Here is an 18,364-nt window from a genome sequence, read left to right on the forward strand (position 1 = left end):
CCAAGTTTTTCCCCAAGTTTCTTCCCAAATTTCTCACCTACCTTTTTAGATATCTGCCCAACGACGTTTGTCAGTCTTTCGCCAACATTTCTTACTGACTTCCGCCAGGTATTTTTCGATTAATGCCTTGGTGTTTGCAACATCAATTGCCTGAAGACTGGCTGGCGGATTGGTCATGATATCTTTAACGGTCAGTGCTGACTCAGGAAACAGTTGCATATCTTCCAGTTTGGCAATTTTACTGTGTGATAGCTGGGTGAAACCCCGACCCTTAAGATAGCCACGCGGATTATGATGAGGTATACGGTATTTTTTCCTAAAGCTTTCCAGGCGTGAAAGCATTTCAGTATTCAGCTCATCCAGGTTACTGCCAGTAATAATGTGCAGCCCGGTTTGTATATCTTGAATAGTCAGTTTGTACAGGTTCGGTACTTTCCTGAGTTCCAGGTAAATAATATGATTTTGCTGGGCTTTACGAGAAACTGAACCAAGCCATCGCCATGCTTGCCTCTATTAAACATTATCTTGACCAAATCGGTTGACGATTCATCTTAGGGTAGACATTAAGCCCAAAAAAGCAGCACTCCCAGTGCAGAACTCATCCTGAACAGCCACAATAAAGCTTCTCAAACCACTACTGTGGACTGAACAAGATGAGTACTACAAATAGTAGATTAGTTAAAAAAAACTGCTGACCTGTTTTGATCGGACAGAACTCCTCAGTATGGCGGAACAGCTTGGTTTTACTATACGAGAGCGAAATATCCGTCCTTTGGATTTTATCCTCTCACTGATCGATGCCCTCGCTGGTGACGGAAACTGCGATACCCAAGCCGATCTACACCGTAAATTTAACGAGTTGACGGGGCTGAATATCTCCTATCGTTCCTGGGCAAATCAAGCTAAAAAAGACGCGCTGTCTACTCTTGTCCTGTGGCTATGGGTGCAATGTCTGGAAATATTTTCCCGCAAAGTCATGGCGTTTGATGAGAGCAGTCCATTTTCAGAGTTTGAGCACATTCTTATTCAGGACGGCTCATCTCAAGCTGTCTATGATGCGCTGAAAGAAGCATTTCCCGGCAGGTTCTCAACAGTCAGCCCTGCTGCTGTCGAACTTCATACGACAATGGACCTTCTCACCAACAATCTGGTACGAGTGCAGCTCACTGAAGATACCCGTTCAGAAAGAGACTGTCTGCCACCACTGCCAATCTCCATGGCCTACATCCTGATGTTGATGGATGCCGGTTATTTTGAGCTGGAACTCTTTGCTGCTATCGATGACCGGGAAGGTTCTTTTATCTGCAAGGCTCCTCAAAGTATTAACCCGACGATACTCAGCGCGGTACGGGAGGATGGCAAGAATCTTAATCGCTACAAAGGACAAAAACTGAAGGAGGTTCTGTCTGGCTTCCCGAAAGATCAATGCCTCGACCTGGATGTAGAATGGCCGGGGTTCAAAGTCTGGCCATTCCGTTTGGTTGTCCGCTGGAATGACAAAAGGCAGAAATGGGTTTTCATTGTGACCAACCTGAACCGGGTGGAGTTCACCTTGAGCGAAGTGCTTCAGGCTTATCGTCTGCGGTGGCAAATAGAGCTTATCTTCAAAGAGATCAAGTCCTATTCAGGGTGGCATCGTTTTAACACTAACTCTGCCACGTTGGTGTTTAGCCTGATTCTGATGTCTTTCGTCGTTGTGGCGTTGAAAAGGTATCTTGCTCACGCTGCGCAGGCGAACCTCTACAGCAGTGGTGTCATTGAGGAAATCTCGACGCACAAGGTAATGAAAAGCGGGACGAGGCTGTTTGGCAGTCTGATTCTATCTTTGATGAATGCAGGAAAGTCACTGGTCTCATGTATTAAAAAGCTGCTCAGCTTCTGGGGAGATAATGCGAAACGTGAACACCCTGCAAGAGATGGTTGTTCAGGGCGTACAAGATTAGGCCTTTGCGCTGTGGGTGGGGCTTAATGTCTACCTTAAGAAGCATCATTAAGTAGCCAGAAATATTCGATTCCATATGGCCAGCTACTTATTACCAGAATCTCATTACACGACATAAGTAGTACACTCCGGTCAGGTTGAACAACCATTCTGTTTTGCTTGAACCCTCTGAAGTGCTTATTGATAGATACCAATCCTATGCAGAATAGCCAGCAGCCATGTATCCAAAAAAATGGTTCCTCGTCCTTTAGTGTGGATTTCGACTGGTAATATCTGAGAAAATCCCGCCCTTTTTTGGCTCATTTAAGTAGTATCGGGAGGTCGCGAAACCAGGTTAGTCGCAGTTTTCTGCAAAAAGGGCGTAATCTTACCTCATCCCGGCCACCCCCCCTACGCCATAATGTACTAAACGGCCAACTTCTTCCCGCAACCGAATAAGCAAACCTGCTATTTTTCCTGAGGCGCTTCCGCAAAAGCTCGGTAAAAAAGCTTTTTAAATGGCTGATTTCACTGTTATCCTTTCCGGTTGATTTTTTCATCGCAAGCGCAGCAGGACAATCTTAGTCCGACGGGCTCCTAAAGCCGGAAAATGATCCGATACCATGTCAGAACAGAACCCTAATGCCGGCAGTCTGCAGATTTACCTTCGACTGCTGACTAACGTAAAACCCTACACAGGCTTTTTTGCCCTGAGCCTTCTTGGCCTGGCCATTTTTGCCCTGACCCAGCCCGCCTTTGCCAAGCTTCTTGAATACTTTGTTCAGGCACTGGAAGGCGAAGAGGTCACCCTGCTGCAGAACTGGGAATGGCTTGCCAGCTCAGGCATCTCATCCATCTGGCTGATCCCGGCCCTGATGGTTATTATCGCCATCTTCCGGGGTATTGGCTCTTATCTGGGTAATTACTACATCTCCAAGGTCGCGAACTTTGTTATCCATGACCTGAGAACCGAGATGTTCGAGCGCATGATCAACCTGCCCAATGCATTCTTTGATAACCACAATTCCGGTCACCTGATTGCCCGCATTACCTATAACGTCAGCCTTGTCACTTCTGCGGCTACCGATGCCATCCGGATTGCCGTCCGGGAAGGGTTGACCGTTGTCTTTCTGCTCAGTTTCCTGTTTTACACCAGCTGGCAGATGACCCTGATATTTATTGCAGCACTGCCAATCATTGCCATGGTGGTTGCTTATGCCAGCAAACGCTTCCGCAGGATCAGCAGAAATATTCAAAACTCCATGGGTGACCTCACCCATGTGACCTCGGAAACCATTAATGGCTATCGGGAAGTCAGGGGGTTTGGTGGCGAAGATTATGAATGTGACCGTTTCCGGGCATCCAGTGCAGCCAATACCCGCCAGAACCTTAAGCTGGCCAAAGCAGGCTCGGTCCATACGCCGATTCTGCAATTTATTGTCTCCATAGCCCTTGCCCTTTTGCTGTTTATGGTGCTGTTTGTCAAAGGTGATTCCACCACAGCAACCCTGGTCGGTTATGTGACGGCAGCAGCCCTGTTACCGAAACCGATCCGCCAGCTCAGTGAAGTGAATGCCAATATCCAGAAAGGCATAGCGGCGGCAGAAAGTATTTTCGCCATGGTGGATGAAACACCAGAAGCCAATAATGGCCAGTACACCTGTGACCGGGTAACTGGCTGTGTTGAGTTCAAGCAGGTTGGCTTTACCTATCCAGGTGCTCAATCACCCGCACTGCAAGACATCAACTTCACCATTAAGCCCGGACAAACCTACGCCCTGGTGGGTCGATCCGGTTCCGGAAAAAGCACCCTAGCCAATCTTGTTCCCAGGTTCTATAACCATACCGAAGGCGACATCCTGATTGATGGCGTCTCCCTGAATGACTTTGAATTGAGAAACTTGCGCAGCCATATTGCCCTGGTCAGCCAGAACATTACCCTGTTCAACGATACCGTCGCCAGAAATATTGCCTATGGTGCCCTGGGGGATACGGCTGATGAGGAGGATATCCGCCTGGCTGCTGAAGCGGCCCATGCCACAGAGTTCATCAAAGACATGTCTGATGGTATTCACACGCTTGTTGGCGAAGATGGCGTACTTCTCTCCGGCGGTCAGCGTCAGCGTCTGGCCATTGCCCGCGCGGTGCTTAAAGATGCGCCAATCCTGATTCTGGATGAAGCAACTTCAGCCCTGGATACGGAATCCGAACGCCATATACAGGCAGCCCTGGATGACATCATGAAAGGCCGTACGACCCTGGTGATTGCCCACCGCCTGTCAACCATTGAGAATGCCGACTGCATCCTGGTGATGGAGCATGGTCGAATTATTGAACGGGGTACTCATACAGAACTGCTGGCGAAAGGCGAGCATTACGCCAAACTGCACAAGATGCAGTTTCAGGATGAACTGCCTGTTGCCGTACAGCAGATCCCCGCTTAACGACCAAAGAACGCGGAACCACACCCTGATTGTGTGAATAATGCCCCAAGGGCCAGTTGGCGTTTCAATGCGGGAAAGCGTATCAGGGTGTCCTGGTACGCCCGAAGGGCGTGACGCGCAGCCTGGTGTCCCCCTCCACATGCTTTGTCAGGATTGACCTGGAATAACTACGCGCTGTCAGCCTTTCGCCCCCATAGGCTTTTCTCCCCTCTGGATTACTCATCTCACCGAGCACACAACGAAGCCTCAATAAGCCCTATAATGAAAAATAATACAGGAGCATATTGACATGGATGGACCAAGCAAACCTACCCCCTCATCAGGCAGTAATTTCCAGCAAATAGAAAATAGAAACCAGAAAAACGGATACCACGACTCCAAAAATAAACAACGTACGGAAAAAAAATACGTTCCAGCCCCCCCGGAAGGCAGAAGAACACACGCCCTTCCGGAAAACCGGCGACGGCAAATAAAGGCGATAGATCCTGACAGTGGTTATGCCTCAGAAAGGTCGTCGCTCTCGGCCTCTGCAACAGAGGCAGACGGAATTGATTGGAGTTTCTCTGAAAGTGAACCTGGTAAAGACAAACAACGCATCACAGACCATATAGCCAGGCTTGCGGAAAAAAATGGGCTGACTTCTGATCCAGAGAGCCCTGAGGATGTAGACTATGTCTACAAATTTGCTGATTCATTAGCCAGAAACATCGCCAGAAAAGCAGAATACTTTCCGGACCAATACAACGAAGGCTTGGATAAACACATAGCCCGGCCACATGATATCGTGCAAAAGTTTTTTCTGAAGCGATTATCGGAGTTTATGGAAGAAAAAGGGGTTCAACTGTTCACGGAATACACCAATCGTCTTATTAAACGTCAGATTGCTGATGGATTGATTGATGATATCGATAGGGTGATTGGCGACACTGAGAGCCAGCCCTCCCGCTCAAAAGCAACCCGATATTTCACCAAAGTGGAGTCTTTACTCCGACAATCCCTGGAGCATGAGTTCAATCAAGGTAAGATTACGCCAGATACCATCATCTTATCGATAGAGATACTGGAAATGCTCAAGACAGATAACCTGAACCTACTTTCGCAGCTGCTTGAGCAATACCGATTGAGCAAAACTGCTTGAGCAAAAAATAGCTGAGTAACAGGGCGACCATTGGACGTCACACGATTAATGTTCTCTCTCTTACACTGCAAAAATCATCTATGGTAAAATAGCAGATTTACCGTGAAACAGCCGCACTGTTCCCAAGCTCAGAAACGTAAAACGAGCAACAAAAGGTGTACCTGCGTGTGCTACCCAGCCTGTACAAAATACCCGTCATATGACGTCAAGGTACTGATCGCACGACTGTGATATGGTAAAAAACTGTCATTAATCTGACTGGACATCATTGATGAAATTGACTATTCCCCGTTTTGATCTGGCCAAAGTCCTGGTAATTGGCGATATCATGCTGGATCGATACTGGCATGGTGCCACCTCCCGGATTTCACCGGAAGCGCCGGTGCCTGTAGTCAAAGTTGGGCAGATAGAAGACCGCCCCGGTGGAGCAGGCAATGTTGCACTCAATATTGCCACACTGGGTGCACCGGCATGGGTTATCGGGGCAACCGGTGATGACGAAGCTGCGGATACTCTTCAGACCCGACTCGAAGCCGCAGGCATTTACTGCAGCTTTGCCCGAATCCCGGGCGTGCCGACCATTACCAAGTTACGGGTCATTTCCCAGCATCAACAATTGATTCGCCTGGATCATGAAGAAGCCTTTGACGGCCTGAGCCCCGATGTCATTGAAGAAAAAGCCGCCCAGCTTATCCACAACCTGGGCGCTATTGTCCTTTCTGATTACAGCAAGGGCACTCTGCAAGGCAGCCAGCAGCTGATTCGTCTGGCCCGATCCCATAATATCCCGGTACTCGTTGACCCCAAAGGCAGCAGCTTTGAACGCTATCGTGGCGCAACGGTGATAACACCCAACCTGAAAGAGTTCGAGACCATCGTTGGCCCATGCCGCAGCGAAGAAGAGCTGGTCAATAAAGGTCAACAACTGTTAAAAGACCTTGAGCTGGGAGCGCTGCTGATTACCCGCAGTGAACACGGCATGACCCTGATCCGGGAAAATGAACCTGAAGTTCACTTCCCGGCAAGAGCAAGAGAAGTCTTCGATGTGACAGGTGCCGGAGATACGGTCATATCAGTCCTTGCCGCCTCTCTGGCCGCAGGCTGTGATATGCCCCAGGCTGCAGGCCTTGCCAATATTGCCGCCGGCATTGTGGTTGCCAAGTTGGGCACCGCCAGTGTTTCCATGCCAGAGCTGAGACGCGAAGTAAACCGGGAGCTGGGTGCGGAAAGAGGGGCCGTTTCTGCAGAACAGTTGATGGTTGCCATTGAAGATGCCCGGGCCCATGGTGAAAAGATCGTATTTACCAATGGCTGTTTTGATATTCTCCATGCCGGCCATGTTGGCTACCTGGAGCAGGCGCGCAAGCAGGGGGACAGACTGATTCTTGCCATTAATGGCGATGCGTCTGTCACCCGCCTGAAAGGTGAAGGGCGCCCGATTAATCCTGTGGACCGCCGAATGGCAGTACTTGCTGGTCTGGAAGCGGTGGACTGGGTGGTCAGCTTTGATGAAGATACACCGGAAAACCTGATTCGGGCAATCAAGCCGGATGTCCTGGTAAAAGGTGGCGACTATTCACTGGATGAAGTGGTCGGCGCCCCTATTGTTCATGGATACGGTGGTGAAGTAAAAGTGCTGGCTTTTCTGGAGAACTGCTCAACGACTGCCATTGTGGATAAAATCCGCGATGAACGCGATGAAAAAGAAGTCCAACCTGCCTGATGACTGTCTCGGGAGCCAGGCAGGTAATCCCCTGAATAGTTTGCCGTGAAGACCCGGCAAACTATCCTCTCTTCTACTATCCTCACTGTCTGACTCAACGATGTCGACAGGATCGGCAGGTCAAATAAAAAGTACTCATTAACCGGACATATCAAGAGTCGATATATCGCTCAGGCCAATGCTCAAGAATTTACTTGTGGTTACACGATGGATCGTGTCCCTGATCTTAATGGGAACAGTGTTGTCATGCTCTGGATTCCAGGAAGATAAATTCTGTCTGGATAATCAGCTTTCTCAGGTCTACTCTGCCATCGCGAGCAATGTCAGCATTGGCATTACCATCGAAAGCCGTGGGTATACGGTTTTTCCTGCCGATGGAAAGCCAATGACGTTGCAACGAGGCCAGCACTGGTGCCGTGATATCAGGCCGGAAGAAAGCCTGATCATTCATGAGTCCCGATTCTTCAAAAAATGGCACTTCAGAAAAGCCTTCCCCACCTCATTACTGAACGGGATCCGCATCGAATTTGGCCAATCAGGGCGAATCAGTGAACTCTATGGCATCAATCTGGTTCAGGATTTTGCTGCGACCGGGCAGTTCCCAAAACCTGATCAGTGGATGACAGAACTCTATCAAAGCAGTGACAGGCCGCTGAATCAGATATGCATCCCGGGCACCCACGACAGCGGCAGCTATGACATTACGAGGTTATCCGATGAAGACCCTCACATGTGGGAAAGTTTGAAGACGTTGTTTGCTCATTACTCCGGAAGCTATTTTTTGACACTATTTAAAGAGCTGGTTCGATGGTGGGCAGTAACCCAGGGGCTAAACACGTATCAACAATTAGCAGCAGGTGTTCGCTACCTTGATATTCGCCCCAGAAAGATCAATGGCCAGCTGGTCACTGTCCACGGGCTTGCGGGTGCATCAATCGATAACATCATCATCGATATCAAGCGGTTTCTGAACGAAAACCCTAAAGAAATCATCATTTTTCATATCCATGAGCCGTTTGGAATGTCTCAGGCGGATATCGATGAATTATTTCAGGTTTTACATGAAAATTTTGGTAGCAGTATTGCCCCGTCACAGATGACCCCTTCAAAAAGCATCCGGCAATTCCAAGACAGTGGCTACCAGGTTATTGTTTTATCCACGCTTCATTCACCCGTGTTATCTGGCTGGTCGACCCACGACACACTCTCCAACCTGTGGCATAACAAAAACCGCCCCTACCCACTTCTGGAAAGTATTGTCAGCCATCTTGCTCATCGCAAAAACAACCGGCTTCATATCACCCAGATGACCATGACAGAAAGTCCTGATGATCTAAAGCAGGGGGTAATCCCGGGGCAGCCATCAAGCCTGCGATCATTTGTCAGAACGCTACGTTACCCATCCGGATTGTTACGCTATGCAGCCAATGCTGCCCGCAATCACCATACCAGAGTAAATATAGTGACCGTTGACTTTCCGGAGGACGATTATATTTATCCAGCCTGCATGCGTGAGAACATGATGGATATCTCTTATGAATCATTCCACTCGATGTAAAAGAATCAGCGCAGAAATGATCCTTTTAAATCATCAGCAGTACAGAGTGTTGATAAATGGGAAAGGGTTGTCAGTGACTGCAGGTGCTCCTCTTCCGAAGCCGCAGCACAGGCATCACTGATCACGAAAACATGGTAATCCAGATCATGGGCTGTTCTGACGGCCGACTGTACTGCCCAGGTGGTACCCACACCGCTGAAATAAATATCGGTCACCTTTGCTGCCCGGAGGATCGCTTCCAGGCGAGTGCTGTAAAAAGGGTTGATGCGGGGTTTAATTACAATAAGGTCATCTGGCTGTATAGCCAGATCTTGATGAAACTCCGTTCCCCACCTTCCCAGGCGCAGGGCACCGGCCTCAGCCAGCGATGAAAAGAATGGAGAGTTGGTTGGCAGGTCCCGGTAGTCCGCAGAGAAGCCAACCTTGACAAAGACAAGTAGCGCGGAGGTTTTTCTGGCCCAGGAAATGGCCTTATTCACCTGGGCCAACACCTTATTATCTGAAACCTGACGTGCATATATCCCTCGCTTGCCATCCGGGTGGACCAGATCATTGATATAGTCGATAACCACCAGAGCATTGCGCATGGGAGCCTCATCTATAGAAGCAACAGAACCACCTTAACTCAGACAGGCTTCCAGGCACGCCTCTACATTCTGTTGCATATGAGCGGGATTGATCGATCCAACAATAGCCGAAGAAACGGCAGAATGTGAAAAAACCAGTTTCATACTTTCCAGCACGGGATTCTCTGCAGCAAGATGTCCAGGGAGGCAGGCATGACCACTGGCAAAGGCCTTCTTGATAAAGATACCTTTCCCATGCGCTAACGCGAAATCCAATACCGGCTTTTCACCCTGTACGTTCAGGTTATAAGTCACCATGGCAACGTCTGAATGCTTCAGCGCCAGAATGCCACCTGCCACCGTTTTGGTGGACATACCCGAAGCGAGGATTTTTCCTTCTTTTTTCAGATCCGAAAGCACGTCCAAACAGCCTGTCTGCTCAATAATACCGACATCATCACCACTGGAATGAACCAGCATCAACTCAATCACGTCGGTATTCAGGCGCTTCAGGCTTCGCTCAACACTGAATCGAATATGTTGTTCAGAGAAGTCGAAATGAGACCTTCCCTGGCCATTTTCAACCGTGACAAACTCTTCGCCAACCTTACTGCAGATGACCCACTGTTTACGCAACCCTTTGTATCGGGCAAACAGCTGGCCAAGACGCTCTTCGCTGGTGCCATAGGCTGGAGCCGTGTCCAGCAGGTTCATGCCAAGATCATGGGCAAGGGTAAGCAAATTTGCCATTTCACGGTCATCAGGAATCGCAAAATGTTCCGGGTATTTTACCCCCTGATCCCGGCCAAACTTGACAGTGCCAAACCCCAGTGGCGATACGTCAAGATCCGTGCCGGCTATTCGCTTTCTGCCAAGACGCTTGCTCATGATGCGTTCCCCGTTGCAAAGTGCCCTTGCCAGAAGTTTGGACAGATCTCAGGCCGGGAAAATCCTGCAGGCATTGAGAAATGGTCATTACCTGCGGGAAGAATATTATCTTCTCGCAGCAAGCGAATTACTTCATCAGAGAGGTTGGGAGCCAGTGCCAATTTAGTGGGCCAGGTTACAATACCATTGGCAAACGGCTGACAGAATGCCGCATCCGGGCGAAGCAGACGGCTCTGTTTAGGCTCAGCACGATTAACCCGCAGGGTATCCCACTCAGCCTGACTCAAGTCTACCCAGGGCAACAATGCTTTCAGCTCTTTTTTCGCTGTCGCAATCAACGCCTCAGCAGACTGTTTGACCCCATCTTCAGCAATGCCCCCGCCGAGATACCACACCCACTTCCCATCTTTATCCGGATGGCTGGTAATGGTCATTCTCGGGAGTGGTGTTGTACCCAGACAATGTGCATAGACGGGTTCAGGATGCTTATGACGAACCATCACCATCTGCAGGGGACGTACCTGCATTTTCGGATCAATAACCCCCCAGGTATTCAGAAGTGCCTCAGTGCCTTCACCGGCAGCCAACACAAAGCGTTTGGCTTTTAGCAGGGTTTTATGGTCATTGTTATTAATCGAGCTATTAATTGAGCTATTAAGTGAGTTATCAACTAACTCAACAGCCTCAATTTCGCCCTGAGCATTCATTAACAACCGGGCATTACCCTGTTCACTCCAGTCCACTTTAATGGTTTTATCTTCCAGACCATTGACCAGGGCTTGAGTAACGGTAGCAATATCCAGAACAATCTCATTGAGCTGATAAACCTTTCCGCGAAAACCATCATGCTTGAAAATGGCTGGAAACTGCGCTTTGGTCAGTGCATCTACCCGCCCTCTCAGCGCCTTGCTGGCAAAGAAAGAGGTCATTCGTGAGCCGATATCACCCGGCGACCATAGATAGTGGTATTCAGATAAAACACGAGCCGAACGAAGATCCGGATCCGCCTCCCCACCCTTTCCAGCCAGGGCATTACGCCAGCGCTCGGGCATCCCGGCAATGGCCTGGGAGGCATTGGTCAGCTGACCGGTAAGGGTATATTTGGTCCCCCCGTGAACAATGCCCTGAGACTTGATGGTCTGACCACCACCCAGAGAATCCTGCTCCAACAACAGGGCTCGATAACCCAGGGTATTCAACGTGCGAAATAACCAGAGACCGGCAATACCACCGCCAATCACTACCACATCGGCTTCAACAGTTTGAGACATAAGAGAGTTCAACTATCTGAGATGACCTGAAACAGGCTGAATTGTAACATAGCTCGCAGTATTAATAGTCAGCAGGAAAATACTATGATCGACAGCTCTGACTGATAAGCAGAATAGTACTGAAGAACTTTTTATCAATTCCCGAGTCAATGAACTTAATTGTTTCATTTTTCTGGATGTATCTATGCCTCATATTCATGGAGCCCCCTTTATCCCGTCAATTTCTCAACTGCTATCCACCGGGGCGCAACCATCAGCATTCGCTCCCTTTACTGATCCAACATTAGCTGCAGCCACTGATATAGCCCCCCCACGGGAATCAATCCCTGATATTGATTATGGAAGTATTGTTCAGCAAATTATCAGTACATCAAACTTATCAAGAATCTGGTCACTGCAAAGCATTGACCATCTCACTCAATGTTTTGATTTAAAGATCAAGACCAAAGTGATCACTCTTCTTGAAGACCCATCAAAATTCAGCCAGCTGCAACCATTGCGACAGCAAATTGCAGAACATATGGAGTACCTGCGGAATTTTTGTAATGAGCATGGAGGGGATTTCAATACCGTTGAAACCGCAATTGCCAACCATGTTGCTCAACAGGCAGAGAAAGTCGCAAACATTGAGAAACGAAACCTGATCAGCCATTGGCTTGGTTGGGATCACAATGAAGTCGATCAGTTAGCCGGAATCACTCTGACAGACACCTATCGAGCGTGCAAAAGTGATAAGCATCTGGCAGATAGTGTCAGGGCAAAGCTCTCTCATCTAATAGAACTTGCTGAAATACCACCAGAGTTCAGAGAGCGGTACACGGTAGAAATTGATTACCAACAGGCTCCCTATGAAACCGAGGGGCGTTTCCTGATAAGAGTACCCGATGGCAATTGTGCACTGGGCTATGGTTTATTTGACCTGCTATTCAGTCAGAACCTACTGCATGACGGGGATGCTGATTATGATGGAAAAACCGGGTTTGCACTAAATAAAAATCAAATGATCAAACTCAGTGAGCATTTAGAAGAGTTAAACAAATGGTATGACGATTTTTTATGCATCGTCGGCGACTTGCTGGGCGTGGAAGACGATATTTCGGGGGATAGCGCTGATCAATTTGTCAGCATTGGAAAAAAATCGATGGCCGAAATGCTCAGGAATCCATTACGGATGACGGCAATGTGTCAACATTTGATCAGCTCTTTACCACCGGAGCAACCTGTTGTGCTGTTCAATACGCTTTCTATAAATCTTAATAGGCATGTTGACAGAGACTATCTAAAGGAAAAATTTGAATCAACCTACAGAGAACTTGCGATGTATGGTTCTAACGGAGAGCCAAAGCAATTTCTGCGCGGCACCTACAGCACCAATCTGAATGTTGAACAGTTACGGCTTATTTGTCCGCACCTCAATAAGCTATTAAAGCTTCAGCAATTGCTGACAGAGTTTACGAATACCAGAAGTCTGCGCTCCGCTGTTGATTTATTAAAGGAATGGGGAATGAGCGAACTGGATTCTTTAAAAAGTTATAAAACCGCTTTAATTTACGAGATTTACCAACAAATTAAAGGTACTAATAATCAGCAGGAATTAGACTCCATTCGAAACGCCATGGCAAACATCCAACACATTTCAGGGATTGAGTCGACATCGCTTGAACGTTGTCATGCTATTTTACGGGATCACTCAGTATGCTACTTCAGGAACCCGACGAATCAACCGGTCATTGACGAGGAGCGATTCTATGATATTTATGGTGATAATGAGCGGGATGTCATGTACGCAGGGAGGCAGCGTCACAGGAATATCAGGGCTCTGTGCCAGACACTCAGGGGTTGCCATGCATACCAGCAATACCAGGCCAGCAACCCGGGTATTGACGGGGCGTTAGCCGCATTAGAAAGAAACTTTATCGATCGGCTTAATCGCTATTCAGGGATGAGGGAACTGGGCTCCAGTGGTCGCAGGATGGTTGATGAGTCCGTTGAGTATTTTGAAACGTTTGTAAGCCAGTTATATTATGCCGTTCTTTATAGACTGACGGATCACTCAATCAACAATGCGCTGGATAACCTTGCCGCTATCGTTGGCAATGATTTAGAAGGATGCAATCAAGGTTTCTCAGGCAGAATACAATCACTATTACTCCCTTTGGTTTCTGGCAGTAACAACCAGATAAAGGATTGTATTCAGCAATTTTTACAAGACAGCGTGACAGCATCCCTTGCCAGAGCGATCGGAGACAGCAGTGAATCCTCCATGGCTGCTCGCTGTCAGGAGGAAGTCAACCGCTTTGTGGGACTGTCCATCGTCTCCGGCCGGGCCCAAACTGCTACTGTCGCCTATGCGAACCTATCTCATGAAAGTAAGCAAACCATTGACCATCTTGTTCATTCCTACTACACCCCTGTTTTACTTTATCAACACGCTTACCGTTTTGTTTCCGATGAGTTCTGGCGTCTGAATCACGAGAGAAGTGATGATGACATTTATCAACTGATGCACTTGCTCGGTTTTGGCACTGATCAGTCATTGGGTGCTGATAATGAGACATATCGGGAAGCAATTGATCGACAATACCGGGTAAGGGGTAATGCACTTAATCGCTGGCAATACGCACTCTTTCAGCAGGATCTGCCCAAGCACCTGGTTGCCTATCTGGTTAAAGAGCAATTCATAGAAGCCAAACGTGCGAACGAGAACGACGGCTTATATATCCATCGGGAAACTTCACAGGGCAGTGATAGTGAGCTAATCGCCCCACCACGACGCACATTTGCCACTGGCTGCACAACAGAGTCCGGACCTTCAGAAGCTAACCGTCAATTTGGTTTCCAGCCAGAGAGCAGGATGGCTCAGGCCGGATACCGAGTGGAAACATCATAGGAAAGAATAATGATAAATGCAGCAGCTGTTAACCCCCATGATTACCCAGCGCTGACAGAGGTGGAAAAGCTTTCACTCCCTGTCAATAATCCATCATCCGGACGGGAAAATTTATCGCTTATTGATCAGTTTTTTCAGGCTGACATCCAGTCATGCCGGAAAAAAATGGATAGTAACCCTCTCTGGGATACTTTCAAAGCACTGCCAGATACCTTCCTGGCCTATCTATACGCCGAAAAAAACCGGCTGGCAATGACCGAAGAGAGTCGGCACGCTGTTGATGAAAATCGACAGATAGTTACCGGGTTTCATCATGGTTATGAAGCCAGCAATGATCAATATCATCCCGGTACTTTCCAGCCTTTCATTATGAAAGGCTACTGGATTCCCTGCTCTGAAGGAAAGCTGTTTCGCCTCCGAAAAGGGCATTGCTCAATCACGCGTACGGTGGAAGGTCAGGATCAAATCCTGTATCTGGTACACCCAAAATCCACCACTCTGTTTGCCCCCCTGATGTTTAAATATCAGCATACACAGGTTAGTGTTCCTGCCTTAGCGTTGAGTTCATTCAGAACCTTGTTGATAGCCTTGCCCGGTGGCAGCACAACAGAATTTGCGATGGTCAAAGTCAGCCTGGATGAGAAAATAGGCAGTGTTCGCCGGTTGCTTGGTCAAAAAGAGTGTGCAGCCAGCGTAGCAAATTCGGTGATATTAAAAAATAAACCAATAGAGAACTTTACGTGTCTGGAAGAAAATTTATCTTTCGTTCCAGATGCCCGTCTGGTTAACCAGCAAGAAAAAACCGTACTTCTATCCGGTGCTGGTATGATCCATAGACCTATTCCGGAATTATTCACGACTCCAGGCCACTATATTATTCCACTATATGCACTGTTTGGTATAAACAACTGGCCTTTACTCAATACCCTGATTGAACAAAGTCAAAAAACGCCGACTCAGTTTATCACTGATGCCTTACTCAAGCCCATTGCGGAGGAAATGGTTGATCACATTTACAGGCGGCGCTTTTATCTTGAGTTTCATGGACAAAACGTTTTGCTGAAGCTGACCATGGATAATAACGACTTATCAGCTGTTGATTTTATATACCGTGACATGGGCGGCGTGAACTGCCGTCTGAGTGACGCCCAGCTAAAACAGCTTCCGGAGCATCTCCGTGGTCACGCTCAGTACTGGGCAGCAAACTTTATTTCTGATGCTGCAGTAATAATGGAGGGTATTGCCAAAAAAGTACTTTTTAACCTGACGAAAGTTTTTTTTAAATCAGAACCCTCGAATAGGGATCCGGAATTTTGTCGCTGGCGTGATGAAATGATAGCCCATGGCTACCAGGGTAACTGGACCATACCAGAAGCTGACGAAAGTACAGATGAACATCAAACATGCCATACTCTTGATACGTTTTACCGCTATGGATATTTTGAAAAAATATTTGCTCACGAATTGCTTGAAGTAATGTCTCGCAAAGGTATTTTTCTGAACATCAAAAAAAAATGTCCTGACTATGACTACTTATTTTTCATGGATAAAATAGGCGGCATCGATTTCTGTGACACACCCTGCATAGAGTTTGAGTGGTTTTCTGAACTTGTGAAAATGACACTTCCTCACTATTTCCAACACCAGGATGCTTACTCAAGGCAAAAAAAGATAAGCATGGTAAGACCATAGGAGGCTTTGGTTCCCTTACCAGGTAGTGAACTTTGATTCACCTCAAGGGCTCTTGAGCAAATCTGCAGTTAAAGAGGTGATGCATTTGTGGTACAAACTCAGACTCTTTCTATACTTCAGAACCCAGGCAGTAAGAAGGTAATTAAGGCTAATTTATGTCGTATACCTATTAACAGGTGCACTTGGCGGCATTATTATTGGTGCCTTGGGCAGTGGCAGCAGTCTGGCCATTCTGCCCATTCTTTCCCTTATCTTTCCCACGCTGTTTCCCGAAGCGATCTCACTGCAGGTTGCTGTCGCCACCTGCCTGGCCACCTTGATTATCGGCACGCAATAACGCCTGATACAACTTCTTTGCAGTCACAATACGGGTCTGCTCTACCGTCTCACCCGGGAGCAGAATAATGGATGCCCTGGCCTTATGAAGCTCGGTCATCGCTTTATGCAATGTGGTTGCAGGTGCCAGATTAATGGTTTTTCTCATGAGTGTGCCCACTGAAATATCGTGCTTTCCATTGACCAGGCAGCGGGCGATATGCCGATAGAGTACAATCCCTGCAGGTCTGCCATCGGTCAGAACCACATAGCGCTTGCAGGGATAGGTGCGAATCGTCGTTTCTACAGAAGCCACGGTTGTATCGGATGAGAGACAAACAGCCGGCATTGAGTGCTCGACCAGCTCGGTCAGCTGCCGCTGATGGGTGGTCAGTATGGCATCCGCCAGTTTGCGCTGACGCTTGCCAATCACGCCACGCTTATTGTAATGCTTGATAATACTCCGGAGCTCATCACTGCTCCTGGCTTCCTCTTCAAGCTTGGGCAAAAGACGGGTCCAGACCAGGGCTAACAACAGCACGGGTTTAGTGACTCGGTACATGAGTTGGATAAATGGTGAACATCTGGCAACGACCCGATCAGCAATCTGCACTGCCAGCAGCTTGGGCAGCACCTTGGCAAATACCAGCATAAAATAAGCGAGCAGTGCCGTAAATATAGCCATCCAGAGATCATTAAACTCCTTAGCTGCCATAGCCCCAAGAAAAGTGCTGCCAGAAATACTGATCAGAGTACTTAACAAAACGATTGCTGACAGGTGCTCCCGCTTTTTCTGAAAGACTTTCTGGATAGCCGCTTTATTGTCGGGCCTTCTGTACAGGATCGTGACCAGCCTTAACTCATCAACCGCAACCAAAGACGCTTCAAGAAGGGATAAAAAAGCAGTAGCAGCAACAATCAGGCACGCAAAGAGAACAACCAGGAGCATCCATACCTCCAAAACAACAGCAATGAAGCAGCAGGCAGTGTTAACTGAGGGACAAGTAGTTGAGCACGTCTGCCAGCATGAAAACAAAACCTGTAATCTATTGTTTTCGACCAATTTTATTTTCTGTTTACGTTAGCTCTCTATGCCTTTCAGAGCAAATAATCTCTCGGGCAAAGAGAGCCCGGGTTTCCCGGAAGCCAGCCAATGAAATAAAATTCGAATAATATTCGATTTTTATTTCAGATAACTCTATTCTTCCATTTCTGGTTCTTCACTACGGTTTATCGGTCATGTCAGCATCCGACAAACGGGCACAAAGAGAAACGACCATTATTCAGTCTACCCTGACCATTCTCAAGGAGAAGGGTTTTATGGACCTGAAGATGTCTGAAGTTGCCAAACAAGCTCAATTGTCAATGGGAACGGTGTATTCACACTTCTCCAGCAAGGAGGACCTGCTGCTAGGGTGCGCCATCCATATCTCCCGGATGATTGCGTCTATATTCCATACGGTGCTCAGCAGCCCGGCACCCGCTATGGAACGCCTCCTGACGCTCAATATGGCGATCTGGCTATGTGATGCCAGACAACCTCACCACTATTACCTGCGTCAACTGGCAATGACCCCGGATATCTGGCAACGGGCATCAACAGGCCGGGCACGGGCACTGGACGACATCTACCATGAGAAAAGCCAGAAGGTTGCAGCATTGATTATTGAGTTAATGGCAGACAACCCAGCCATTACTGATGAGCGTCGTGAGGATACTCTGTCAGATATTTTGATGGGGATCTGGAGTCTCGGTGAGGGCCTGTTTCAGATCAGCATGTCCGGGTTTGGGCTGAAACAACCCTCCCTGCAAAAAGACAACGGCTTCAGCCTACTCACTTCCAACCTTGCCAAATACCTGCAGGGCTGGGGATGGCAAGCACCGTTTTCACAACCAGTGATTGAAAACAGCAAACTTCAGGCTGAGCAGGTTGTTGCCACATTGATCGATCAGTGAAA

13 protein-coding genes are annotated in these 18,364 nt (G+C 47.9%); 8 read left to right on the forward strand and 5 right to left on the reverse strand.

Features of this window, described 5'->3' with window-relative positions; translation table 11 throughout:
• Positions 1–45 precede the first annotated feature (45 nt).
• On the reverse strand, positions 46–219 hold the full coding sequence (locus tag MJO57_RS25285) for a hypothetical protein (protein ID WP_252019735.1): 174 nt from the start codon (positions 217–219) through the stop codon (positions 46–48).
• A 472-nt stretch (positions 220–691) separates the two neighbouring features.
• Between MJO57_RS25285 and MJO57_RS25290 the strand changes: the two genes are divergently transcribed.
• From MJO57_RS25290 to MJO57_RS25310, 5 genes are all read left to right on the forward strand, one after another.
• Complete coding sequence (locus MJO57_RS25290) at positions 692–1,969, forward strand: IS4 family transposase (RefSeq protein ID WP_256493378.1); 1,278 nt, start codon at positions 692–694, stop codon at positions 1,967–1,969.
• Positions 1,970–2,544: 575 nt separating this feature from the next.
• The gene (gene msbA, locus MJO57_RS25295; protein ID WP_252019739.1) at positions 2,545–4,365 is read left to right on the forward strand and encodes a lipid A export permease/ATP-binding protein MsbA; all 1,821 of its coding nucleotides are present in this window, start codon (positions 2,545–2,547) and stop codon (positions 4,363–4,365) included.
• Positions 4,366–4,654: 289 nt separating this feature from the next.
• Positions 4,655–5,503, forward strand: coding sequence for a hypothetical protein (locus MJO57_RS25300; protein ID WP_252019741.1), 849 nt, complete (start codon positions 4,655–4,657; stop codon positions 5,501–5,503).
• Between the two features lie 271 nt (positions 5,504–5,774).
• Positions 5,775–7,226, forward strand: coding sequence for a bifunctional D-glycero-beta-D-manno-heptose-7-phosphate kinase/D-glycero-beta-D-manno-heptose 1-phosphate adenylyltransferase HldE (hldE, locus tag MJO57_RS25305; protein ID WP_252019742.1), 1,452 nt, complete (start codon positions 5,775–5,777; stop codon positions 7,224–7,226).
• A 178-nt stretch (positions 7,227–7,404) separates the two neighbouring features.
• Positions 7,405–8,784 (forward strand): phosphatidylinositol-specific phospholipase C domain-containing protein, encoded by a 1,380-nt coding sequence (locus MJO57_RS25310; RefSeq protein ID WP_252019744.1) that lies wholly within the window; start codon positions 7,405–7,407, stop codon positions 8,782–8,784.
• A 5-nt stretch (positions 8,785–8,789) separates the two neighbouring features.
• Here the strand turns inward: MJO57_RS25310 and MJO57_RS25315 are convergent, their stop codons facing one another.
• The 3 genes from MJO57_RS25315 to MJO57_RS25325 are packed head-to-tail and all read right to left on the reverse strand — an operon-like array spanning position 8,790 to position 11,509.
• A complete protein-coding gene (locus tag MJO57_RS25315; protein WP_252019746.1) occupies positions 8,790–9,371 on the reverse strand; it encodes an isochorismatase family cysteine hydrolase in 582 nt (193 codons plus the stop codon).
• Positions 9,372–9,404: 33 nt separating this feature from the next.
• Complete coding sequence (locus MJO57_RS25320; protein ID WP_252019748.1) at positions 9,405–10,238, reverse strand: aldo/keto reductase; 834 nt, start codon at positions 10,236–10,238, stop codon at positions 9,405–9,407.
• The gene (locus MJO57_RS25325) at positions 10,235–11,509 is read right to left on the reverse strand and encodes an FAD-dependent oxidoreductase (RefSeq protein WP_252019750.1); all 1,275 of its coding nucleotides are present in this window, start codon (positions 11,507–11,509) and stop codon (positions 10,235–10,237) included. Before MJO57_RS25325 ends, MJO57_RS25320 begins: the two co-directional genes overlap by 4 nt.
• 184 nt (positions 11,510–11,693) lie before the next feature.
• On the opposite strand from MJO57_RS25325, the gene MJO57_RS25330 reads away from it, so the two are divergent.
• Together MJO57_RS25330 and MJO57_RS25335 are read left to right on the forward strand one after the other, a co-directional pair.
• Entirely contained in the window at positions 11,694–14,399 is a 2,706-nt protein-coding gene (locus MJO57_RS25330; protein WP_252019751.1) for a hypothetical protein, read from the forward strand.
• 9 nt (positions 14,400–14,408) lie between these two features.
• Positions 14,409–16,091, forward strand: a complete 1,683-nt coding sequence (locus MJO57_RS25335) for a hypothetical protein (RefSeq protein ID WP_252019753.1) — start codon at positions 14,409–14,411, stop codon at positions 16,089–16,091.
• Between the two features lie 280 nt (positions 16,092–16,371).
• Here the strand turns inward: MJO57_RS25335 and MJO57_RS25340 are convergent, their stop codons facing one another.
• Positions 16,372–17,355 carry a CNNM domain-containing protein gene (locus MJO57_RS25340; protein WP_252019755.1) on the reverse strand — a complete coding sequence of 328 codons (984 nt, stop codon included), beginning with the start codon at positions 17,353–17,355 and terminating at the stop codon, positions 16,372–16,374.
• A 290-nt stretch (positions 17,356–17,645) separates the two neighbouring features.
• Here MJO57_RS25340 and MJO57_RS25345 point away from each other — a divergent pair, with 290 nt between their 5' ends.
• The gene (locus tag MJO57_RS25345) at positions 17,646–18,362 is read left to right on the forward strand and encodes a TetR/AcrR family transcriptional regulator (protein WP_252019757.1); all 717 of its coding nucleotides are present in this window, start codon (positions 17,646–17,648) and stop codon (positions 18,360–18,362) included.
• Positions 18,363–18,364: the final 2 nt, after the last annotated feature.

It is taken from the genome of Endozoicomonas sp. SCSIO W0465, assembly GCF_023716865.1.
Lineage (GTDB): Bacteria > Pseudomonadota > Gammaproteobacteria > Pseudomonadales > Endozoicomonadaceae > Endozoicomonas.